Genomic DNA, 22,888 nt, shown 5'->3' on the forward strand with positions numbered 1-22,888 from the left:
CGTGATCGCCCGGGTGATGCTCGAGTCGCCGCTGCCGCAGCTCGACCGGCTGTTCGACTACCTCGTGCCCGAAGCACTGGTGCAGGATGCGCAGCCCGGAGTGCGCGTGAAGGTCCCGCTGCGCTCGGCGGGGCGCACCGCGCGCGGCTACATCGTGTCGCTGGCCGAGCACACCGACACCTCGCGCACGCTGAGCGAGCTCGACGAGGTGGTGTCTCCGCTGCCGGTGCTCACGCCCGAGGTGTGGGCGCTGGCGCGGCGCCTGGCCGACAGGGCGGCCGGGAGCGCCTGCGACATCGTGCGGCTCGCGGTGCCGCCGCGCTTCGTGCGGGTGGAGAAGGCGTTCCTCGCCGCGCGGGGGGCCGCTTCGCCACGCGAGGCCTCGACCGACGCCGTAACGGGCTCGATGGGCTTGTCGAGTGGCGAAACCGTCCTTGCCCGGGTGCCTCACCTGACCGGATACGTCGAGGCGGATGCACGGCACCTGCTCGAGCCGGGCGCCCGGAGCGCCATCTCGGCGGTGGCGACCGTGGCTGGGCTGGGCACGGCGGACGCCGCTCCTCCGGCCGACGCGCGACCCGTCTCGCTCGCGCATGGGCACGCGACAATGGGGCACTGGGCGCTGACCGCCGCCGAGCTCGCGGTCGCCGTCTTGGCGGGCGGCGAGTCGACCATCGTCGTGCTGCCCGACCACCGCGACCAGGCCCAGCTCGAGGCCGCGCTCGCCCACCTCGGGGCGGGCGACTCCGTGGTGCGGCTCGACGCCCGGCAGGCGCGCACCGAGCGCTACGCGAACTTTCTCTCCGCCCTCTCGGGTGACCCCTGCATCGTCGTGGGCAACCGCTCCAGCGTGTACGCCCCGGTCGGCCACTTGGGCCAGATCATCATCTGGGACGACGGCGATCCATTGCAGAGCGAACCCCTCGCGCCCTACGTGCACGCGCGCGACGCCGCGCTCGTGCGGCAGGAGCAGTCAGGCTGCCGACTCGTATTCCTCTCCCACTCCCGCAGCACCGAGGTGGAGCGCCTGGTGGAGATCGGCTTCCTCCACCGGGTGGAGCCTGCACCGCGCTACCTGCCGAGAGTGGTGCCCACCGCCGAGCAAGACGACGCCGACGCGCCGCGCAACGCCGCGCGCATCCCGTCGTCGGCCTGGAAGGTCGCCCGGTCGGCCCTCGAGCACGGCCCCGTGCTCATCCAGGTGGCACGGCCGGGCTACGCGCCGGTGCTCGCCTGCCGCAGCTGCGGAACGGCGGCGGCCTGCACGGTCTGCGGGGGAGCACTGCACGTCACTCGTGCAGGAGACCCTCCCAGTTGCACCTTGTGCGGCGCCCTGGCCACCTCGTGGGTGTGCCGCCACTGCCAGGGCACCACGCTCCGCTCCAGCGTCGTGGGCGCCGCCCGCACCGCCGACGAGCTCGGGCGCGCCTTCCCCGGCGTACGGGTGGTCGTCTCCGACGGCGAGCGCGAGGTGCTCACCGTCGACGACCGCCCGGCGATCGTCGTGGCCACGCGGGGCGCCGAGCCCGTGGCGGCGCACGGTTACCGCGCCGTGCTCCTGCTCGACGGTCCGCGCATGCTCGCCCGCGAGTCGCTCCGTGTGGCGGAGGACTGCCTGCGCTGGTGGTCGAACGCCATCGCGCTCGCCGCCCCCGGCGCCACGAGCGTGCTCGTCGGCGTCGGGGGCGAGCTCGCGCGGGCGCTGGCCACCTGGCGTCAAGACGGAGTGGCCTCGAGCGAACTCGCCGACCGCCGAGCCCTCCGCTTCCCGCCGGCCGTCCGCCTGGCCACCCTCACCGGTACCTCCGCGGTGGTGACGGATGCGCTCACCGCGTTGCGCGGGCTCGTCACCGACGCCGAATGGGCGAAGATGGATACCCTCGGCCCCGTGCCCGTCGACGACGGGTCGGTGCGTGCGATCGTGCGGTTCGACTACGCGGTCGGCGCGGCGGTGGCCGGGCACCTGCGTGCGCTGGTGGTGAAGAACGCCACCAGCAGGCGGTCGAAGACCCCGGGTTCCGGGTCGCGGCCCGCCCCCACCCTGCGCGTGCGCCTCGACGATTCGGAGATCCTGGAATGAAGATCGTGTTCGCCGGCACCCCGGCGCCCGCGGTGCCGAGCCTCGAGCGGCTCGCTCTGCTCGCGCCCGCGGTCGAGATCGCCGCGGTGATCACGCGTACCGACGCACCGCTCGGCCGGAAGCGGGTGCTCACGCCCTCTCCCGTCGCCGAGGCGGCCGATCGGCTCGGACTCGACGTCATCAAGACCAACCGGCTGGGCGACGAGGCGACGGCGCGGATCGCCGCACTCACGCCCGACCTCGGGGTGATCGTCGCCTACGGCGGTCTGGTGCGCGAGCCACTGCTCTCCACCCCGCGTCTGGGCTGGATCAACCTGCACTTCTCCGTGCTGCCGCGCTGGCGCGGCGCTGCTCCGGTGCAGCACAGCGTCATCGCGGGCGACACCGAGACCGGGGCGGCCGTCTTCCAGCTCGTGGCGGGCCTCGACGCCGGCCCGGTGTTCACCCAGAGCCGCACGCCGATCGGCCCGCACGAGACGGCCGGCAACCTTCTCGCCCGGCTGGCGGAGAGCGGCGCCGAGCAGCTCGCCGACACGATGCGGTCGATCGCCGTCGGCACTGCGAGCGCGCGGGAGCAGACCGGCGAGGTCACGCTCGCCCCGAAACTCACCCTCGACGACGCCCGGCTCGACCTAGCGGAGCCCGCAGAGCGCGTCTACAGCCGCCTCCGCGGAGTCACGCCCGAACCCGGGGCATTTGTCGAGATCGACGGGATGCGCGTCAAGGTGCTCGAAGCGGCGCCGGCTCGTGACCGTGCCCGGCTGGCTCCGGGCGAACTCCAGGGCGACGGGCGCGCGGTCTTCCTCGGCACCGGAACGGAGCCCCTGGAACTCGTGACCGTGCATCCGGCCGGCAAGAAGGCCATGCGCGCTGCAGACTGGTGGCGGGGCCTGGGTGCGGCCACGATGCAGGCGGAGGTGAGCCGATGAGCGAACGCGGAAGCGGGTCGGCCGGAGGGCGCGGGCACGGCCAGGCCGAGGGCCGAGGCCGCGGGCAGCGCAACCACTCGCGTGGTGGACAGCAGCGACGCAAGCCCGCGACGCCCCCGCCCGGGCCGAGCGCCGTGCAGCCTGCCCGCAGGGTGGCGCTCGAGGTGATCACGGCGGTGCGCGCCGACGACGCCTACGCGAACCTCCTGCTGCCCGCGAAGATCGCCGAGGCGGGCCTGGGCGCGGCCGACGCGGCACTGGCCACCGAGCTCGCCTACGGCACCCTCCGCCTGCGCGGCTACTACGACCGTGTCATCGCGCTGGCGGCGAATCGCCCGGTCGACGAACTCGACGGCCCGGTGCGCGACGTGCTCGAGCTCGGCTGCCACCAGATCCTCTCCATGCGCGTGCCCGAGCACGCCGCGGTGAACGAGTCGGTCGAGCTCGCCCGCCGGGTGGCCTCGCGCTCGGCCACCGGGTTCGTGAACGGCGTGCTACGCACCGTCACCCGCACGGCTCCCGAGGGGTGGCGGCAGCGCGTTTCCGACGCCGCGGTCGACGCCGACGACCGCCTCGCCGCGCTCACCTCGCATCCGGCTTGGGTCATCCGTGCGTTCCGCCGCGCCCTCGCGGCCGACGGGGTGCCGGAGGCCGAGCTGCCCGAGGAGCTCGACCGTCTGCTCGTCGCCGACAACACTCCGGCCCGGCTGAGCCTGGTCGCCCTGCCCGGTCTGGCCGACCGCGAAGCGCTCGTCTCCGACTCGATCGCGCCCGCGCCGCTGTCGCCGCTCGGCCTGCTGGCGCCCCAGGGCGACCCGACGGCGCTGTCCGAGGTGCGTGAGGGCCTCGTCCGGGTGCAGGATGAGGGGTCGCAGCTCGCCGCGCTCACTCTGGTGCGCGCCCGGCCGATCGAGGCGGGGGAGCGCTGGCTCGACCTCTGCGCCGGCCCCGGCGGCAAGACCGCCGTGCTCGCCGCAGAGGCCCGCCTGGGCGGCGCCGTCGTGGTGGCGAACGAGCCAGTTCCCGCCCGCGCGGGCCTGGTGCGCCGCTCGGTGGCGGCGATCCCGGATGCTCCGCTGGTGTGGGAGCGCGACGGCACGACCGTGGGCGACAGCGACCCCGCGAGCTTCGACCGCATCCTGGTCGACGCCCCGTGCACCGGACTCGGCGCGCTCCGGCGGCGGCCGGAGGCGCGCTGGCGCAAGCAGCCCTCCGACGTGGCGGAGCTCGTGCGACTGCAGGAGCGGCTGCTCGACTCCGCCGTGGAGGCGCTGAAGCCGGGGGGCCTGCTCGCCTACGTGACCTGCTCGCCGCACCTGGCCGAGACCCGGGGCCAGGTGCAGGGCCTGTTGAGGCGCTGGGAGGGAGTGCTCGAGCAGCTCGACGCCCAGGCCGTGCTGCGCGAGGTGTCGGACGGCCGGGTCGAACTCGGTGCCGACGATCTCGCGGCGCAGCTGTGGCCGCATCGCGACAACACCGACGCCATGTTCGTCTCGCTGTTCGTGAAGCGCTGAGCCGCCGTGGCCGCGAATCCCTATGAGGGCCTCCTCCCGCTCGACCTCGGCGGCGGACTCGTGCTCGAGCTGCGCGACCGGGCCAGGCTCGTGCCCGCGCACGAGCTGCTGCTGCGCAATGTGGAACGGTTGCGGGCCTGGGAGGAGTGGGCCCAGGCGGAGCAGAGCCTCGCCCAGTCGCGCGCCTATACCGACTACGTGCTCGCGCTCCACGCGCAGGGACGCTCGGTGCCCGCACTGATCACGCTCGACGGCGCACCCGTCGGGAGCATCACGCTGAAGGTCGACCCTGTCACCCGCGTCGGCGAGATCGGCTACTGGATCGATGGGCGACACGAGGGGGAGGGCCTCGTCACGCGGGCGGCCGCGGCCTTGCGCGACGCCGGTTTCGCCCTCGGCCTGGCCCGCATCGAGCTCCGCGCCGCCGTCACCAACACCCGCAGCAGGCGGGTGGCCGAACGCCTCGGCTTCCGCCTCGAGGGCGTGCTCCGCGCAGCCCTCCCGCTCGGCGACCGCCGCCTCGACGCGGCCCTCTACGCCCAACTCCCGAGCGATCCTCGTGTGTGATATCATGGGATAACACCCGCACGAGGAGGTATCGATGGCCACTTTGCTCATCCGAGACGTCCCCGACGATGTTGTCGCGCGTATCGACACGCAGGCAGCTCGCGAAGGTCTGTCCCGGGCAGAATACCTCCGCCGTCAGCTCGTGAGCGATGCACGGCGCCACGGCTCGACCGTGACCGCTGCCGACCTCGGCCGCTCCGACGCGCTGCTCGACGACCTCCTCGACGAGCGGCTGATGGACGACGCCTGGCGATGAGCAATTGGCTCATCGACAAGTCCGCGCTCGCGCGACTTGGTCGCAGCGCCGAGCCCGACGTGTGGGCGGATCGGATCGAACGCGGCCGCGTGCGTATCTGCGTGGTGACCCAGCTCGAGGTGGGCTATTCCGCCCGCTCGCTCGACGATCTGCGCACACTCCGAGGCACGCCCCCGCTCGCAGCGCTCGTGACCGAGAGCATCACGCCCGCCGTCGAAGAACGTGCGCTGCAGGTGCAGGAGGAGCTCGCCGCGCGTGGACACCACCGAGGCCCGTCCCTGGCGGACATCCTGCTCGCGGCCACCGCTGAGATCGCGCACCTGACCGTGCTGCACCTCGATAAGGACTTCGAGCTGATCGCGTCGCTCACCGGACAGCCGGTCGAGCGGCTGCGCCTCGCGAGCGACGGCGACGGCGACACCGGGCGCGACCGGTAGGGTCGCAGGGTGGCAGTGCGCATCGACCCCAGCATCCTCGCGTCCGACTTCGCGAACCTCGAGTCCGAGCTCGGGCGCATCGCGACCGCCGATCTGGCGCACGTCGACGTGATGGACAACCACTTCGTGCCGAACCTCACCCTCGGCCTGCCCGTGGTCGAAGCCCTGCAGCGGGTCACCCCGGTACCGCTCGACCTCCACCTCATGATCGACGCCCCCGAGCGCTGGGCCCCGCAGTACGCCGAGCTCGGCGTCTACTCCGTCACCTTCCACGCCGAGGCCGTCGGTGCCGACTCCGACCCCGTGTCGGTCGCCCGCAGCCTCCGCGCCCGCGGCGCGCGGGCGGGCCTCGCGCTCAAGCCCGGCACGAGCGCCGAGCCCTACCTCGAGCTGCTGCCCGAGTTCGACATGGTGCTCGTCATGACCGTCGAGCCCGGCTTCGGCGGCCAGTCCTTCCTCGAGAGCACGATGCCCAAGCTCACCCAGCTCTCGGATGCGGTGAAGCGCTCGGGCCTCGACGTCTGGCTCCAGGTCGACGGCGGCATCAACGACAACACCATCGGCATCGCCGCCGCGGCGGGCGCCGACACCTTCGTGGCGGGCTCGAGCGTGTTCGGTGCCGAGAACGCCGCCGCCCAGATCGAGCGGCTGCGCCTCCTCGCGGGCGAGCACACCCACTGAGACCGGTACCCTGGACGGGTGAAGACTTTCGACGAGCTGTTCCTCGAGCTCAGCACCAAGGCCGCCGAGCGCCCCGAGGGTTCCGGCACGGTGCGCGAGCTCGACGCCGGTGTGCACTTCATCGGCAAGAAGATCGTCGAGGAGGCCGCCGAGGTGTGGATGGCGGCCGAGTACGAGACCGATGAGAATGCGGCCGAGGAGATCTCCCAGCTGCTGTACCACCTTCAGGTGCTGATGCTCGCCAAGGGCCTCACCCCGGCCGACGTCTACCGACATCTGTAAACCCGCGTCCGCATCCTGAATTCATCCCACCCGAAAGACCCCCATGCTCAAGATCGCGGTGCCCAACAAGGGCTCCCTCTCCGAGACCGCCGCCCAGATGCTCGCCGAGGCGGGCTATCAGGGCCGGCGCGACTCCCGTGAACTCGTCGTCGCCGACCCGCGCAACGGCGTCGAGTTCTTCTACCTGCGCCCCCGCGACATCGCCACCTACGTGGGCTCCGGCGCCCTCGACGTGGGCATCACCGGGCGCGACCTGCTGCTCGACTCCGAGTCGCCCGCCACCGAGACCGCCGAGCTGCTGTTCGGCGAGTCGACCTTCCGTTTCGCCCGCCCGCAGGGCACCGCGATCGAGCTCCCCGACCTGCAGGGCGCCCGCGTGGCCACGAGCTACCCGGGCCTCGTCGGCGCCTTCCTCAAGACCCACGGCATCACCACCACCCTCGTGCGCCTCGACGGTGCCGTGGAGTCGGCGGTGCGGCTCGGGGTGGCGGATGCGGTAGCCGACGTCGTGTCGACCGGCTCCACCCTCAAGAAGGCGGGCCTGGAGATCTTCGGCCCGGTCATCCTCGAGTCGACCGCCGTGCTCATCAGCTCGGGCACCGAGCACCCGGGCGCCGAGACCCTGCTGCGCCGCCTGCAGGGCGTGCTCGTGGCCCGCCAGTACGTGCTCATGGACTACGACGTGCCGGTCGCCCACCTAGACGAGGCCGTCGCCCTCACCCCGGGCATCGAGTCGCCCACCATCTCGCCGCTGCACGACCCGGAGTGGGTCGCGGTGCGCGCCATGGTGCCGCGCACCGACACCAACCAGGTGATGGACGCGCTCTACGCCGTGGGCGCGCGAGCCATCCTCGTGAGCCCCATCCACGCCGCGAGGATCTGATGCCCCTCGCCGTCCGTGTGATCCCCTGCCTCGACGTGGCCGCCGGCCGCGTGGTGAAGGGCGTCAACTTCGAGAACCTGCGGGATGCGGGCGACCCGGTCGAGCTCGCCCGCCTGTACTCCGAGCAGGGCGCCGACGAGCTCACCTTCCTCGACGTCACCGCCACGGTCGACGAGCGCGCCACCATGTACGAGGTGGTTCGGCAGACGGCCGAGCAGGTGTTCATCCCGCTCACGGTCGGCGGGGGAGTGCGCTCCACCGACGACGTGGCGAAGCTGCTCGCCCATGGCGCCGACAAGGTGGGCGTGAACAGCGCCGCCATCGCCCGGCCGGGCCTGCTCGACGAGATCGCCGACCGCTTCGGCGCCCAGGTGCTCGTGCTCTCGCTCGACGTGAAGCGCACGGCCGAACCGGGCCGCACGCCCTCGGGCTTCGTCGTCACCACGCACGGCGGCCGTCGCGAGACCGAGCTCGACGCCCTCGACTGGGCGCGCGAGGCGATCGACCGGGGTGCCGGCGAGCTGCTGGTCAACTCCATCGACGCCGACGGCACCAAGGACGGCTTCGACCTCGAACTGGTGGGCCTCATGCGCGAGCTCAGCAGCGTGCCGGTGATCGCCTCCGGCGGGGCCGGGAAGGTCGAGCACTTCGCCGAGGCGGTGCGGGCCGGAGCCGACGCCGTGCTCGCCGCATCCGTCTTCCACCTCAGGGAGATGACCGTCGGCGACGTGAAGGACGAGCTGCGCAAGGAAGGGGTGGTCGTGCGATGAGCGAGACCGCCGAGCAGGTCGTGGACCGCGTGCGCTTCGGCGCCGACGGGCTGCTGCCGGCCATCATCCAGCAGTACGACAGCAAAGAGGTGCTGATGCTGGGGTACATGAACGCGGAGGCGCTGCGGCGCACGCTCACCGAGGGCCGCGTGACCTTCTGGTCGCGCTCGCGTCAGGAGTACTGGCGCAAGGGCGACACCTCGGGTCACGTGCAATACGTGAAGGGTGCCGCCCTCGACTGCGATGCCGACACCCTCCTCGTCGAGGTCGACCAGATCGGCGCCGCCTGCCACACCGGCGCCCGCCGCTGCTTCGACGTCGACCCTCTCACACCTGGGATACTGCAAGAACCATGACCTCCACCACGACGGCCACCACCACCCGGGCCGAGTTCGACCGTCTGCACGGCAGCCACCGGGTGATCCCCGTCGTGCGCGAGCTGTTCGCCGACGGCGAGACCCCGGTGGGCATCTACCGCAAGCTCGCCGGAGGCCGGCCCGGCACCTTCCTGCTCGAGTCGGCGGAGCAGGGCGGCATCTGGTCGCGCTTCTCGTTCATCGGGGTGTCGAGTTTCGGCCTCCTCACCGAGCAGGGCGATCGCGCCGCGTGGATCGACCTCGGACTGCCCGAGTCGCGCGTGTTCCCCGGCGGCATGCCCGAGGGGCCCCTGGATGCGCTGAGCGCGCTCTACGAGCACTGGAAGACCCCGGCCGTGCCCGGGCACCCGCCCCTCACGGGCGGTCTCGTCGGCTTCATCGGGTGGGAGTCCGTGCGCCAGCTGGAGCGCCTCCCGAACCGGCCCGTGGCCGACTACCCGATGCCCAGCCAGGGCCTGTCGTTCGTGTCGGAGCTGGTGGTGGTCGACCACGAGCTAGGCACAGTGCAGCTCGTGACGACGGTGCTCGCCGACGCGGAATCGGATGCGGTCGCCGCCGCCTCGGGGCCCGACGAGCTCTGGGCCGAGTCCCAAGCCAGGCTCGACGCCCTGCAGGCCGCCCTGGCCGCGCCGTCGGAGGCCTGGCTCGCCACGGCCGACTTCTCGGTCACCGCAGCCCCCGCGCACCGCACCGAGCAGCAGGCCTTCCTCGACGCCATCGAGGTCGCCAAGCACCACATCCGTGAGGGCGACATCTTCCAGGTCGTCATCGCGCAGCGCTTCGAGCTCGACTGCACCGCGCATCCGATCGACGTCTACCGGGTTCTGCGCACGCTCAACCCGAGCCCGTACATGTATCTGCTCACGCTCGTCGACGCGGCGGGAGAGCCCTACGAGATCGTGGGCTCGAGCCCCGAGGCACTCGTGAAGGTCGAGAAGGGGCGCGCCCACACCCACCCGATCGCCGGGTCGAAGCCACGGGGCGAGACGCCTCAGCGCGACCTCGAGCTCGAGCAGGAACTGCTCGGCGACCAGAAGGAGAAGGCCGAGCACCTCATGCTCGTCGACCTCGCGCGCAACGACCTGCTCAAGGTGTGCGCGGCACCGTCGGTCGAGGTGACGGAGTTCATGCGGGTGGAGCGGTTCAGCCACATCATGCACATCGTCTCCTCGGTGGAGGGCACGCTGCGCGACGGCGTCGACGCCATCGACGTGTTCAAGGCCACCTTCCCGGCGGGCACGCTCTCGGGCGCGCCGAAGCCGCGGGCGCTCGAGATCATCGACGAGCTCGAGCCGTCGCAGCGCGGTCTCTACGGCGGCGTGGTGGGCTACTTCGGGTTCGGCGGCGACGCCGACCTGGCGATCGCGATCCGCACCGCGATGATCCGCGACGGGGTCGCGCGCGTGCAGGCCGGCGGGGGGCTGGTGGCCGACTCCGACCCGATGAGCGAGTTCCAGGAGTCCCAGAACAAGGCGGCCGCCCCGCTGCGGGCCGTCGCGGTGGCCAACGCGATGACGCGGGTGCGCTGATGAGCCGGCCCGCCGCCCCGGTCTCGAGCGGTCGCCGGATCAAGCTGTTCAGCATCCTGGGCGTGCTGCTGCTGAGCGCGCTCACCTTCCTGGCCTGGTCGCAGTCGTGGGGGAGTCTCGTGCTGGTCGCGGGGTCTTCCGGCGAGACCACCCTCGACGTGCCCGGATCGGTCGCCGCACCCGCGCTCTCGGCTCTCGGGCTGGCCGGGCTCGCGCTCGCGGGCGCTCTCGCGATCGCCGGCCCCGTGGTGCGTCTCGTGCTCGGCGCCCTCGAGGTGCTGCTCGGCGTGAGCGTGCTCTGGTCGGCGCTCGGCGCACTGCTCGACCCGGTCGGCGCCGGCGCCTCCGTCGTCACGACGAGCACCGGCGTGGCGGGCGAGGAATCGATCCGTGGCCTGGTCACCGTCGGTGCGGAGAGCGCATGGCCGTTGGTGGCCGTGGTGCTCGGTGCCGGGATGATCGTCGCCGGGGTCGTGGTGATCGTCACGGTGCGCCGCTGGCCGGCCTCGGGCCGCAAGTACCAGGCCGTGCGCTTCGAGTCGGCCGACGGGCGGCAGAGCGCCGATCCGTCTGAGCTGTTCGACGACGAGACCGAGGGAACCGGCGCTGACGCGGAGTCCGTCCAGCGCGCCGCACCGGTCGACGCGGCCGCCCGGCGCGACGCCGCGGTCGACGACTGGGACGAGCTGACGCGGGGATCCGACCCCACCCGATAGACTTCACGGGTACTCACCGATTCGACAGGAAGAGAGCCATGAGCCACGAAGAGGATGAACTGGGCGAAGGCCACTCGGTCGCCGCATGGACCGCCGTTGTGGTGTCGCTGCTCGGCATCGCCATCGGCACGGTCGCGTTCTTCTTCGACGTGCAGTGGCTGGTGTGGACCTCGGCGGGCATCACGCTCCTCGGTTTCCTCCTCGGCTTCATCCTCTCGAAGGCCGGTTACGGCGTGAACGGGGCGAAGACGCTGGCGAAGGAGCACTGAGCTCCGTGCCCGTCGATCTGCTCGCCGAACTGATGGCGGGAGCGCTCGACGACGCCTCCGCGCGGGAGTCGGCGCTCGACATCGCGGCGCTCGAGGCCCGCGCGCTGGCGCAGACACCGGCGCTCGACGCCCTGGCCGCGCTCGCGCCGGCCGAGACCGTCAAGGTCATCGCCGAGGTCAAGCGGGCGAGCCCCTCGCGCGGTGAGCTCGCCTCGATCGCCGACCCGGCCGCCCTGGCGTCGCTCTACGCCTCGGGCGGAGCGAGCGCGATCAGCGTGCTCACCGAGGGCCGCCGGTTCAAGGGGTCGCTCGCCGATCTCGAAGCCGTGCGCTCCGCGGTCGACGTGCCGGTGCTGCGCAAAGACTTCATCGGCACCGAGTACCAGGTGCTCGAGGCCCGCGCCTCGGGTGCCGACATCGTGCTGCTCATCGTGGCCGCCCTCGACCAGCTCACGCTGGAGCGCCTGCACGCCTTCACCACCTCGCTCGGCATGGTCGCCCTGGTCGAGACGCACGACGCCGTCGAGGTGTCGCGCGCCGTCGACATCGGTGCCCGGATCGTGGGCGTGAACGCCCGTGACCTCAGCACCTTCGAGCTCGACGCCGACCTGTTCGGCCGCCTCTCCGACCGCATCCCGGCCGGCACGATCAAGGTGGCCGAGTCGGCGGTCAAGCACCCGGCCGACGTGGCCCACTACCGCGCCTCGGGCGCCGACGTGGTGCTCATCGGCGAAGCCCTCGTCACCGGCGACGACCCGGTGACCACCCTCAAGGAATTCCTCTCCGTATGACCACCTCACTCCGCCAGGAGGCCGGGCCCTTCTTCGGCGACTTCGGCGGGCGCTTCATGCCCGAGTCGCTCATCGCCGCCCTCGACGAGCTCGACGAGGCCTACCAGCTCGCCAAGCTCGACCCCGAGTTCCACGCCGAGCTCGCCGAGCTCGGCCGCAGTTACACCGGACGGCCGTCGATCATCACCGAGGTGCCGCGTTTCGCGAAGCACGCCGGGGGAGCGCGCGTCATCCTCAAGCGCGAAGACCTCAACCACACCGGCTCGCACAAGATCAACAACGTGCTCGGTCAGGCGCTGCTGGCCAAGCGCATCGGCAAGAAGCGCCTCATCGCCGAGACCGGCGCCGGCCAGCACGGTGTGGCCACCGCCACGGCGGCCGCCCTGTTCGGCATGGACTGCGTGGTCTACATGGGCGAGGTCGACACCGAGCGCCAGGCCCTCAACGTGGCCAGGATGCGCCTGCTCGGCGCCGAGGTCGTCCCCGTCACGAGCGGCACCCGCACCCTCAAAGACGCGCTGAACGAGGCGTTCCGCGACTGGGTGGCCAACGTCGAGACCACCCACTACCTGCTGGGCACGGTCGCCGGTCCGCATCCGTTCCCCGCCATGGTGCGCGACTTCGTGAAGGTGATCGGCGAAGAGGCGCGCCAGCAGGTGCTCGACCTCACCGGGTCGCTGCCGGATGCGGTCACCGCCTGCGTCGGCGGCGGATCGAACGCGATCGGCATCTTCCACGCTTTCCTCGACGACCCCTCCGTGGCGCTGCACGGCTACGAGGCCGCCGGTCTCGGCGTCGACACCGAGAAGCACGCGGCCACCATCACGATGGGCCGGCCCGGGGTGCTGCACGGTTCGCGCAGCATCATGCTTCAAGACGACGACGGCCAGACCCTCGACTCGCACTCCATCTCGGCCGGCCTCGACTACCCCGGTGTGGGCCCCGAGCACGCCTGGCTCGCCTCCATCGGGCGTGCGCAGTATCACCCGGTCACCGATGAGGCGGCAATGAACGCCTTCCGGCTGCTCTGCACCACCGAGGGCATCATCCCGGCCATCGAGTCCGCGCACGCGCTCGCCGGCACGATCGAGCTCGGCAAGGAGCTCGGGCCCGACGCCACCATCCTGGTGTCGCTCTCGGGTCGCGGCGACAAAGACGTGGCGACCGCCGGCCGCTGGTTCGACGTGCTCGACGAGGGGAGCGTGCAGTCATGAGCGAGACCGTCACGCCCGTGTCACCGGTGACTCCCGTCTCCCCGGTCGCGAGCACCATCGCACGCGCCAACACCGACCGCGCCGGAGCCTTCGTCGGCTACCTCCCGGTCGGCTACCCGAGCCTCGACGCCAGCGTCGACGCCGCGGTCGCCCTGGTCGAGAACGGCGTCGACGTGCTCGAGCTCGGCATCCCGTACTCCGACCCGGTGATGGACGGCCCGGTCATCCAGGCCGCCACCGTCGCGGCACTCGAGGGCGGGGTTCGGCTGCGCGACGCCTTCACCGCCGTGGAGCGCATCCGTGCCCGCGTCGACGCGCCCGTGCTGCTCATGACGTATTGGAACCCCGTGCTGCAGTACGGGGTCGACCGCTTCGCCGACGACCTGGTCTCGGCCGGAGGCGCCGGACTCATCACCCCCGACCTCACGGTCGACTCCGGTGCCGACTGGCTGGCCGCGAGTGACCGCACCGGGCTCGACCGCGTCTTCCTGGCCGCGCCCACCTCGAGCGACGAGCGCCTGCGCCTCGCGATCGAGCACAGCCGGGGCTTCGTCTACACGGTCTCGACCATGGGCATCACCGGCGCCCGGGCCGATCTCGACGCCGCGGCCCGCACCCTCGTGTCGCGCCTGCGCGAGCAGGGCGCCGACAGCCTCGCGGTCGGCATCGGCGTGTCGACGGCCGAGCAGATCGCCGAGATCCTGGGCTACGCCGACGGCGCGATCGTGGGCTCGGCCCTCGTGCGAGCGCTCGCGGAGGGCGGTGTTCCGGCCGTGGGCCGCCTCGCCGCCGAGCTCGCGAAGGGCACCGGACGCTAGCGGCTCCGCGCGGGGGGTAGAATCGATCGACTCGAACCGCGCGCCACAAGTGATGTCGGAACGAGGTGCCCGTTCGCGCGAGCACAGCACCAGGCGCGAACGCATCCGTTCACCACACGGTCCACACCGCCGGTGGGCACCCTGAAATCCTGATGGGCCATCGGCGTCCCAGCTCCCCTTGAATCACGGAGAGGACGGTTTCCATGGCCGCTCAGCCCGAATCGAGCTTCCGCTTCAGCGCACTCCCGCCCGCCCAGGGCCTGTACGACCCGGCGTCCGAGAAAGACGCCTGCGGTCTCGCCATGGTGGCGACCCTGCGCGGCACCGCCGGTCACGACATCATCGACACCGCGCTCGGCGCCCTGCGCAACCTCGAGCACCGCGGCGCCATCGGCTCCGACGCGGGCACCGGCGACGGCGCCGGCATCCTCACCCAGATCCCCGACGCGTTCCTGCGTGCGGTCGCACCCGTCGAGCTGCCTCCCGTCGGCCGCTACGCCGTCGGCAACGCTTTCCTGCCGCTCGACCCCGCCGAGCGCCAGGAGACCATGGACCGCATCCGTGCCCTCGCCGAGGAGGAGGAGCTGCACATCCTCGGCTGGCGCGAGGTGCCCGTGCGCCCGGCCGAGCTCGGCCGCCTGGCGCGCGACGCCATGCCCGCCATCTGGCAGCTGTTCGTGCAGTCCACCCGCACCACCGAGTCGGGTGCCACGCTCTCGGGCCTCGCGCTCGACCGGCAGGCGTTCCGCCTGCGCAAGCGCGCCGAGCTGCAGCACGAGGTGTACTTCATGTCGCTGTCGTGCCGCACCGTCACCTACAAGGGCATGGTCACCACGCTCCAGCTCGAGCCGTTCTACCCCGACCTCTCCGACGAGCGCTTCGCCTCGAAGCTCGCGCTCGTGCACTCCCGCTACTCCACCAACACCTTCCCATCGTGGCCGCTGGCCCAGCCGCTGCGCATGATGGCGCACAACGGCGAGATCAACACGGTGCAGGGCAACCGCAACTGGATGCGCGCGCGCCAGTCGCAGCTCGAGTCCGAGCTTCTCGGCGACCTCTCGCCGCTCTACCCGATCGTCACGCCCGGTCTCAGCGACTCCGGCTCCTTCGACGAGGTGGTGGAGCTGCTCACCCTCGCGGGCCGTTCGCTCCCGCACGCCATCATGATGATGGTGCCCGAGGCGTGGGAGAACCAGAAGGACTTCGACGACGCCCGCCGCGCCTTCTACGAGTACCACTCGATGCTCATGGAGCCGTGGGACGGCCCGGCCGCCCTCATCTTCACGGACGGCACGCTCGTCGGCGCCACCCTCGACCGCAACGGCCTCCGCCCCGGCCGGTACCTCATCACCGACGACGGCCTGGTCGTGCTCGCCAGCGAGATCGGCGTGAGCCCCGACATCGACCCCTCGAAGGTCGTGCGCAAGGGGCGCCTGCGCCCCGGCAAGATGTTCCTCGTCGACACGGCGGCCGGCCGCCTGATCGAAGACGACGAGATCAAGGCCGAGCTCTCCTCCGCCGAGCCGTACGCCTCCTGGCTTGACGAGGGCCGCATCAACCTGCGCGACCTCCCCGAGCGCGAGCACATCGTGCACACGCCGGCCTCGGTCGAGCGCCGGCAGCGCACCTTCGGCTACACGCAGGAGGAGATCCGCATCCTCCTCACGCCGATGGCGAAGAACGCCGCGGAGCCCCTCGGCGCCATGGGGTCCGACACCCCCATCGCGGTGCTGAGCGACCGGCCGCGACTGCTGTTCGACTACTTCACGCAGCAGTTCGCCCAGGTCACCAACCCGCCGCTGGACTCCATCCGCGAAGAGGTCGTCACGAGCCTGCGTCTGGGTCTCGGCCCGGAGCGCAACCTGCTCGCGGCCACGCCGGGGCACACCCGCCAGGTCATCCTCGACTTCCCGGTCATCGACAACGACGAGCTCGCGAAGATCCAGCACATCGACCCGCACTCGGGCAGCCGTCTCACCACCACCATCAAGGGCCTCTACCGGTTCGACGAGGGTGAGAAGGCGATGCAGAACCGCATCGCCACCATGTGCGCCGAGGCCGACGCCGCCATCGAGGCGGGCGCGGAGTTCATCGTGCTCTCCGACCGCGACTCGAACCGCGAGTTCGCGCCGGTTCCGTCGCTGCTCATGGTGGCGGGCGTGCACCATCACCTCATCCGCAAGCAGACCCGTATGAAGGTGGGACTGATCGTGGAGGCGGGCGACGTGCGCGAGGTGCACCACGTGGCGCTGCTCATCGGCTACGGCGCCTCTGCGGTGAACCCCTACCTGGCGATGGAGACGGTCGAGAACCTCGTGCGGGCCGGCGTGATCGCCGGGGTCACCCCCGAGAAGGCCGTCAAGAACGTGATCAAGGCGCTCGGCAAGGGCGTGCTCAAGATCATGTCGAAGATGGGCATCTCGACCGTGTCGTCGTACGCGGGCGCGCAGACCTTCGAAGCCGTCGGGCTCTCGTCGGAGTTCGTCGACGAGTACTTCACAGGCACCTCGTCGAAGCTCGGCGGCGTGGGCATCGACGTCATCGCGGCCGAGAGCGCCGCGCGCCACGCGGCCGCCTTCCCCGACGACGCGGCGGTCACCGCCCACGAGCCGCTCGCGGTCGGTGGAGAGTACCAGTGGCGCCGCGAGGGGCCGCCGCACCTGTTCAACCCCGACACGGTCTTCCGGCTGCAGCACTCCACGCGTGCGCGCCGCTACGACATCTTCCGCGAGTACACGAAGCTGGTCGACGACCAGGCCGAGAACCTCATGACGCTGCGCGGCCTGTTCAAGCTGCGCGACGGCGTGCGCCCGGCCGTGCCGATCGACGAGGTCGAGCCGATCGAGTCGATCGTGAAGCGGTTCTCCACGGGCGCCATGAGCTACGGCTCGATCTCGAAAGAGGCGCACGAGACCCTGGCCATCGCCATGAACCAGCTCGGCGGCAAATCGAACACCGGTGAGGGCGGCGAAGACGTCGAGCGTCTGCTCGACCCTGCCCGCCGCAGCGCCATCAAGCAGGTGGCCTCGGGCCGGTTCGGCGTGACGAGCATGTACCTCACCCACGCCACCGACATCCAGATCAAGATGGCGCAGGGCGCGAAGCCCGGCGAGGGTGGTCAGCTGCCGCCCACGAAGGTCTACCCCTGGGTGGCGCGCACCCGTCACGCGACCGCGGGCGTCGGCCTCATCTCGCCGCCCCCGCACCACGACATCTACTCCATCGAAGACCTCAAGCAGCTCATCTTCGACGTGAAGCGGGCCAACCCCGAGGCGCGCGTGCACGTGAAGCTGGTGAGCCAGAACGGCATCGGCGCGGTCGCGGCGGGCGTGACGAAGGCCCTCGCCGACGTCGTGCTGGTCTCCGGCCACGACGGCGGCACGGGCGCGAGCCCGCTCAACTCGCTCAAGCACGCGGGCACGCCCTGGGAGATCGGCCTCGCCGAGACCCAGCAGACCCTCATGCTGAACGGGATGCGCGACCGCGTGGTGGTGCAGGTCGACGGCCAGATGAAGACGGGCCGCGACGTGATCGTCGGCGCCCTGCTCGGGGCCGAGGAGTTCGGTTTCGCGACCGCGCCCCTGGTGGTGGAGGGGTGCATCCTGATGCGCGTCTGCCACCTCGACACCTGCCCAGTGGGGGTCGCCACGCAGAACCCCGAGCTGCGGGCCCGGTTCACCGGCAAGCCCGAGTTCGTGGTGAACTTCTTCGAGTTCCTCGCCCAGGAGGTGCGCGAGTACCTCGCCGAGCTCGGCTTCCGCAGCCTCGAGGAGGCCATCGGCCACCACGAGCTGCTCGACGTGAACGCCGCCATCGAGCACTACAAGACCGAGGGCCTCGACCTCAGCCCGGTGCTGGTCGGCCCGCACTTCTCCGACGACGAGCCGCGCGCCAACCGGCGTCAGCAGGAGCACGAGCTCGACAAGCACTTCGACGTGCGCCTCATCCGCGAGGCCTCGTCGGCGCTCGACCACGGCGAGCCGGTGGCCATCACGCTGCCGATCCGCAACACCGAGCGCGCGGTCGGAACCATGCTCGGCCACGAGGTCACCAAGCGCCACGGCGAGCAGGGACTGCCCGACGGCACCATCCAGATCACGCTGCTCGGCTCGGCCGGCCAGTCGCTCGGCGCCTTCCTGCCCTCCGGCATCACGCTGCGGCTCGAGGGCGACTCCAACGACTACGTGGGCAAGGGCCTCTCCGGCGGCCAGATCATCCTGCGGCCCGACCGCCGCTCGGTCTTCCCGGCCGAACGCAACGTCATCGCGGGCAACGTGATCGGCTACGGCGCCACCCGGGGCAGCCTGTTCCTGCGCGGCATCGTGGGGGAGCGGTTCCTTGTGAGGAACTCCGGCGCCACCGCGGTCGTCGAGGGCGTGGGCGACCACGCGCTGGAGTACATGACCGGTGGGCTCGCGCTCATCCTGGGCTCCACCGGGCGCAATCTCGGTGCGGGCATGTCGGGCGGCACCGCCTACATCCACGAGCTCCACCCGGAGCGCGTGAACGCCGACTCCCTGAGCTCGGGCGAGCTGCAGCTGCTGCCGCTCGGCGGAGCCGACGTCGAGATCGTGCGCGACCTGCTCGAGCGCCACGAGGCCGAGACCGGGTCGCCGCTGGCGGCCAGGATGCTCGCCGACTTCGACGAGACGATCGCCCGGTTCACGAAGGTGCTTCCCCGCGACTACGCGGCCGTGCTGGCCACGCGTCAGGAAGCGGTGGAAGAAGGACTCGACCCCGACGGCGACGTCGTCTGGGGACGCATTTTGGAGGTGACAGGTGGCTGACCCCAAGGGCTTCCTGAAGACGCAGGAGCGCGAGCTCCCCGCCCGCCGCCCGGTCTCGGTGCGGCTGATGGACTGGAAAGAGGTCTACGAGCAGGGCGACGCGGCCACGACGCGCCGCCAGGCGGGCCGCTGCATGGACTGCGGCATCCCGTTCTGCCACCACGGCTGCCCTCTCGGCAACCTCATCCCCGAGTGGAACGACCTCACCTGGCGCGACGAGGGCCGGGCGGCCATCGAGCGCCTGCACGCCACCAACAACTTCCCCGAGTTCACCGGGCGGCTCTGCCCGGCGCCGTGCGAGTCGTCGTGCGTGCTGGGCATCAACCAGCCCCCTGTCACGATCAAGCAGGTCGAGGTGTCGATCATCGACCAGGCGTTCGCCAACGGATGGGTGCAGCCGCACCCGCCGGAGCGCCTCACCGGCAAGACGGTCGCCGTGGTCGGCTCCGGCCCCGCGGGTCTCGCCGCCGCTCAGCAGCTCACCCGCGCCGGCCACACCGTCGCCGTCTACGAGCGCGACGACCGCATCGGGGGCCTCCTGCGCTACGGCATCCCCGACTTCAAGATGGAGAAGAAGCACCTCGAGGCGCGACTGACCCAGATGATGGCCGAGGGCACCCGCTTCCGCGCCGGCATCGAGATCGGCGTCGACATCTCGTGGGACGACCTGCGCGCCCGCTACGACGCCGTGATCGTGTGCACCGGGGCGACCGTTCCGCGCGACCTGCCCATCCCGGGCCGCGACCTCGACGGCGTGCACTTCGCCATGGAGTACCTCGTGCAGCAGAACAAGGCCGGCGCGGGCGACGACCTGCTCGGCCAGATCACGGCCGAGGGCAAGCACGTGGTCGTGCTCGGCGGCGGCGACACCGGTGCCGACTGCATCGGCACCGCCCACCGTCAGGGTGCGCTCTCGGTCACCAACCTCGCGATCGGCAAGCAGCCGCCCGTCGAGCGCCCCGAGAACCAGCCCTGGCCCACCTTCCCGACCCTGTTCGAGGTGGCGAGCGCGCACGAAGAGGGCGGCGAGCGCAAGTTCCTGGCCTCCACCGTCGAGTTCCTCTCCAACGAGTCGGGCGAGGTGCGCGCCATCCGCGTGGCCGAGACCGAGTACCTCGACGGCCGCCGGGTGCCGAAGGCGGGCACCGAGTACGAGATCCCCGCCGACCTGGTGCTGCTCGCGCTGGGTTTCACGGGGGCCGAGTCCGAGGTGCTCACCGAGCAGCTCGGCACGCAGTTCGACCGCCGCGGCAACGTCGAGCGCGACGGCGACTACCAGAGCACGGTGCCCGGCGTCTTCGTCGCCGGCGACTCCGGGCGCGGGCAGTCGCTCATCGTCTGGGCGATCGCCGAAGGTCGTGCCGCCGCGTCGGCCGTCGACCGCTACCTCGAGGGCTCGACCGAGCTCCCGTCCCCGGTGAAGCCGACCGATCGCGCCATCTCGGTCTGATAGCCTCCCCTCGACATCACCTGACTCCGACTCCACCACCACCACACCATGCGCTCCGGCGCAGATTTGGGAGCAGTACACACAGATGAGACGCGCGAAAATCGTCGCAACCCTCGGCCCGGCGACCTCGAGTTACGAGACCATCCGGGCCATCATCGACGCCGGTGTCGACGTCGCCCGCATGAACCTCAGCCACGGCAGCTACGACGTGCACGAGGAGGTCTACCGCAACGTGCGCCAGGCGGCCGACGACTCCGGCCGTGCGGTGGCTGTGCTGGTCGACCTGCAGGGCCCGAAGATCCGTCTCGGCAAGTTCGAGAACGGCCCGTACGAGCTCGCCGAGGGCGACATCTTCAAGATCACCATCGAAGACATCATCGGCACCAAGGAGATCTCCTCCACCACGTTCAAGGGTCTCCCCGGCGACGTGAAGCCGGGCGACCCCCTCCTCATCGACGACGGCAAGGTCGGACTCCGCGTGCTCGAGACCGACGGCACCGTCGTCACCACCCGCGTCGAGGTGCCGGGAGCGGTCTCCAACAACAAGGGCATCAACCTCCCCGGCGTCGCGGTCAACGTGCCCGCGATGAGCGAGAAAGACGTCGCCGACCTGCGTTGGGGTCTCGGCCTCGGCGCCGACTACATCGCGCTCTCCTTCGTGCGCAACGCCGCCGACGTGGTCGACGTGCACCGCATCATGGACGAGGAGGGCCGCCGTGTGCCCGTCATCGCCAAGATCGAGAAGCCGCAGGCGGTCGACAACCTCGAGGAGATCATCGACGCCTTCGACGGCATCATGGTCGCCCGCGGAGACCTCGGCGTCGAGCTGCCGCTTGAGGCGGTGCCGATCGTGCAGAAGCGCGCGGTGGAGCTCTCCCGCCGCATGGCCAAGCCCGTCATCGTGGCCACCCAGGTGCTCGAGTCGATGATCTCGTCGCCGCGCCCCACCCGCGCCGAAGCCTCCGACTGCGCCAACGCGGTGCTCGACGGCGCCGACGCGGTCATGCTCTCCGGCGAGACGAGCGTGGGCGAGTTCCCGGTCATCACGGTGCAGACGATGGCGCGCATCATCGAATCCACCGAGGAGCACGGCCTGGAGCGCATCCCGGCCCTCGGCACCAAGCCCCGCACCCAGGGCGGCGCGGTCACGCTCGCCGCCGCCGAGGTGGGCGACTTCGTGGGCGCCAAGTTCCTCTGCGTGTTCACGGAGTCGGGTGACTCGGTGCGCCGCATGACCCGTCTTCGCTCGACCATCCCCATCCTGGGCTTCACCCCGCTGCCGGGCATCCGCAACCGCATGGCGCTCAGCTGGGGCGTGCAGTCCTACCTCGTGCCCCGGGTGACGCACTCCGACGAGCTCATGGTGCAGGTCGACGACGTGCTGCTCGGCCTCGGCCGCGCTCAGCTCGGCGACAAGGTGATCGTCATCTCCGGGTCCCCTCCCGGCATCGCGGGCACCACCAACGACATGCGGGTGCACATCATCGGTTCGGCGCACAACCCGCTGAAACCCGACACCTTCGACACCTGATCGCGCAAGCTCAGGTTTGGGCCAAGATTCGATCAGGAGTTGATCGGGTCTTGGCCCAGCCTCGTTTCGGGGCGGATGCGCGCTGCTAGATTTCGGGAGTCCCACCGCTCGGTGGGCCCCTCCGCCGTCACGAAACGAAAGTGTGCCGACATGCCCAGCAAGCGCCTCGCCCTCCGCACCCTCGGTGCCGTTGCCGTCGTCGCGACCGCCGTCTCCCTCTCCGGATGCTCGACGATCATGCCGCTGTTCGGCATCCAGCCGACCGTTCCCGGCAACTCCGCGCAGACCGGCACCACCTCGGGCACGACGTCGGACAGCGCCACCTCGGCCGAGCTGCAGTTCGCCTCCGTGTTCACCGACATGGGCTCCGTGCACCCCACCGTCGACATCGCCGACCAGCTCGCGCTGCAGCTCGACGTGTGGACCGAGCAGAAGACCCACGACTGGACCCCACTCGCCGACAAGCGCTTCTCGTTCGTGATCGGCGTATACGACAACCGCGTGCCGGCCGAGGCCTCGTTCGACCAGAAGCGCCGGGTGTACATGTCGAACATCACGGTGACCGCCCAGACCACCACCGCATCCGGAACCGTCGAGACGCCGTACACGCTCAACACCGACCCCATCAAGGTCACCCTCGACCCCGAGGCGCTGCGCTCCGACCAGGGGCTGGGGCTGCTGATCACCTCGCCCAAGGGCGGGTTCCAGCTCGAGTCGCAGCAGATCGGCGTGCTGGCCGGCGACACCCAGGGTGTGATGCTCGACTTCGCGATGCAGATCTCCTACGAGAACGCGCCGTTGTCGAACACGTACACCACCCAGGTGGTGCACCAGTACGTGCCGATCGCCATCTTCTCCGAGGCCGCCGCAGCGGCCGCCACGCCCACGCCGACGCCGACCGTGACGCCCACGCCCATCCCCTAGTACCGGTGGTGGGACTCGAACCCACACGCCCTCACGGACAGCGCATTTTGAGTGCGCCGCGTCTGCCATTCCGCCACACCGGC

General features: G+C 71.2%; 21 protein-coding genes and 1 tRNA gene. 21 read left to right on the forward strand and 1 reads right to left on the reverse strand.

Translation table 11 applies throughout. The features are described from left to right. Nucleotides 1–16 precede the first annotated feature (16 nt). From N1031_RS02535 to N1031_RS02635, 21 genes are all read left to right on the forward strand, one after another. The gene (locus N1031_RS02535) at nt 17–2,080 is read left to right on the forward strand and encodes a primosomal protein N' family DNA-binding protein (RefSeq protein WP_259478061.1); all 2,064 of its coding nucleotides are present in this window, start codon (nt 17–19) and stop codon (nt 2,078–2,080) included. After that, entirely contained in the window at nt 2,077–3,009 is a 933-nt protein-coding gene (fmt, locus tag N1031_RS02540; RefSeq protein ID WP_259478002.1) for a methionyl-tRNA formyltransferase, read from the forward strand. Before N1031_RS02535 ends, fmt begins: the two co-directional genes overlap by 4 nt. Continuing rightward, nucleotides 3,006–4,523, forward strand: coding sequence for an RsmB/NOP family class I SAM-dependent RNA methyltransferase (locus N1031_RS02545; protein ID WP_259478003.1), 1,518 nt, complete (start codon nt 3,006–3,008; stop codon nt 4,521–4,523). Before fmt ends, N1031_RS02545 begins: the two co-directional genes overlap by 4 nt. Nucleotides 4,524–4,529: 6 nt before the next feature. Next, nucleotides 4,530–5,090, forward strand: coding sequence for a GNAT family N-acetyltransferase (locus N1031_RS02550; protein ID WP_259478004.1), 561 nt, complete (start codon nt 4,530–4,532; stop codon nt 5,088–5,090). A 34-nt stretch (nt 5,091–5,124) separates the two neighbouring features. Continuing rightward, a complete protein-coding gene (vapB, locus tag N1031_RS02555) occupies nt 5,125–5,346 on the forward strand; it encodes a type II toxin-antitoxin system VapB family antitoxin (protein WP_259478005.1) in 222 nt (73 codons plus the stop codon). Beyond that, nucleotides 5,343–5,783 (forward strand): PIN domain nuclease, encoded by a 441-nt coding sequence (locus N1031_RS02560; protein WP_259478006.1) that lies wholly within the window; start codon nt 5,343–5,345, stop codon nt 5,781–5,783. Before vapB ends, N1031_RS02560 begins: the two co-directional genes overlap by 4 nt. 9 nt (nt 5,784–5,792) lie before the next feature. Then, a complete protein-coding gene (gene rpe, locus N1031_RS02565; protein ID WP_259478007.1) occupies nt 5,793–6,464 on the forward strand; it encodes a ribulose-phosphate 3-epimerase in 672 nt (223 codons plus the stop codon). Between the two features lie 18 nt (nt 6,465–6,482). Next, entirely contained in the window at nt 6,483–6,746 is a 264-nt protein-coding gene (locus tag N1031_RS02570) for a phosphoribosyl-ATP diphosphatase (RefSeq protein WP_259478008.1), read from the forward strand. A 43-nt stretch (nt 6,747–6,789) separates the two neighbouring features. Then, a complete protein-coding gene (gene hisG / locus N1031_RS02575) occupies nt 6,790–7,629 on the forward strand; it encodes an ATP phosphoribosyltransferase (RefSeq protein WP_259478009.1) in 840 nt (279 codons plus the stop codon). Further along, a complete protein-coding gene (gene hisF / locus N1031_RS02580; RefSeq protein ID WP_259478010.1) occupies nt 7,629–8,399 on the forward strand; it encodes an imidazole glycerol phosphate synthase subunit HisF in 771 nt (256 codons plus the stop codon). Before hisG ends, hisF begins: the two co-directional genes overlap by 1 nt. Next, nucleotides 8,396–8,755, forward strand: a complete 360-nt coding sequence (gene hisI, locus N1031_RS02585; protein WP_259478011.1) for a phosphoribosyl-AMP cyclohydrolase — start codon at nt 8,396–8,398, stop codon at nt 8,753–8,755. The genes hisF and hisI overlap by 4 nt, the downstream gene beginning before the upstream one ends. Continuing rightward, nucleotides 8,752–10,305, forward strand: a complete 1,554-nt coding sequence (locus N1031_RS02590) for an anthranilate synthase component I (RefSeq protein ID WP_259478012.1) — start codon at nt 8,752–8,754, stop codon at nt 10,303–10,305. Before hisI ends, N1031_RS02590 begins: the two co-directional genes overlap by 4 nt. Next, nucleotides 10,305–11,021, forward strand: a complete 717-nt coding sequence (locus N1031_RS02595) for a Trp biosynthesis-associated membrane protein (protein ID WP_259478013.1) — start codon at nt 10,305–10,307, stop codon at nt 11,019–11,021. The genes N1031_RS02590 and N1031_RS02595 overlap by 1 nt, the downstream gene beginning before the upstream one ends. 38 nt (nt 11,022–11,059) lie before the next feature. After that, nucleotides 11,060–11,290: a DUF6704 family protein gene (locus N1031_RS02600; protein WP_259478014.1), complete on the forward strand. Its 231-nt coding sequence runs from the start codon at nt 11,060–11,062 to the stop codon at nt 11,288–11,290. Nucleotides 11,291–11,307: 17 nt separating this feature from the next. Further along, nucleotides 11,308–12,081, forward strand: a complete 774-nt coding sequence (trpC, locus tag N1031_RS02605; protein ID WP_259478062.1) for an indole-3-glycerol phosphate synthase TrpC — start codon at nt 11,308–11,310, stop codon at nt 12,079–12,081. Next, nucleotides 12,078–13,295, forward strand: a complete 1,218-nt coding sequence (trpB, locus tag N1031_RS02610; protein WP_259478015.1) for a tryptophan synthase subunit beta — start codon at nt 12,078–12,080, stop codon at nt 13,293–13,295. Before trpC ends, trpB begins: the two co-directional genes overlap by 4 nt. Continuing rightward, nucleotides 13,292–14,113 carry a tryptophan synthase subunit alpha gene (trpA, locus tag N1031_RS02615; RefSeq protein WP_259478016.1) on the forward strand — a complete coding sequence of 274 codons (822 nt, stop codon included), beginning with the start codon at nt 13,292–13,294 and terminating at the stop codon, nt 14,111–14,113. The genes trpB and trpA overlap by 4 nt, the downstream gene beginning before the upstream one ends. Nucleotides 14,114–14,316: 203 nt before the next feature. Next, nucleotides 14,317–18,900, forward strand: coding sequence for a glutamate synthase large subunit (gene gltB, locus N1031_RS02620; protein ID WP_259478017.1), 4,584 nt, complete (start codon nt 14,317–14,319; stop codon nt 18,898–18,900). Beyond that, the gene (locus tag N1031_RS02625) at nt 18,893–20,350 is read left to right on the forward strand and encodes a glutamate synthase subunit beta (protein WP_259478018.1); all 1,458 of its coding nucleotides are present in this window, start codon (nt 18,893–18,895) and stop codon (nt 20,348–20,350) included. The genes gltB and N1031_RS02625 overlap by 8 nt, the downstream gene beginning before the upstream one ends. An 85-nt stretch (nt 20,351–20,435) precedes the next feature. Beyond that, a complete protein-coding gene (gene pyk / locus N1031_RS02630; RefSeq protein WP_259478019.1) occupies nt 20,436–21,881 on the forward strand; it encodes a pyruvate kinase in 1,446 nt (481 codons plus the stop codon). A gap of 150 nt (nt 21,882–22,031) precedes the next feature. Next, nucleotides 22,032–22,805 (forward strand): hypothetical protein, encoded by a 774-nt coding sequence (locus N1031_RS02635; RefSeq protein WP_259478020.1) that lies wholly within the window; start codon nt 22,032–22,034, stop codon nt 22,803–22,805. On the opposite strand, the gene N1031_RS02640 is transcribed toward N1031_RS02635, so the two are convergent. Then, nucleotides 22,806–22,888, reverse strand: a tRNA-Leu gene (locus N1031_RS02640). It lies immediately after the preceding gene.

Source organism: Herbiconiux moechotypicola (assembly GCF_024979255.1).
GTDB classification, from domain to species: Bacteria; Actinomycetota; Actinomycetes; order Actinomycetales; family Microbacteriaceae; genus Herbiconiux; species Herbiconiux moechotypicola.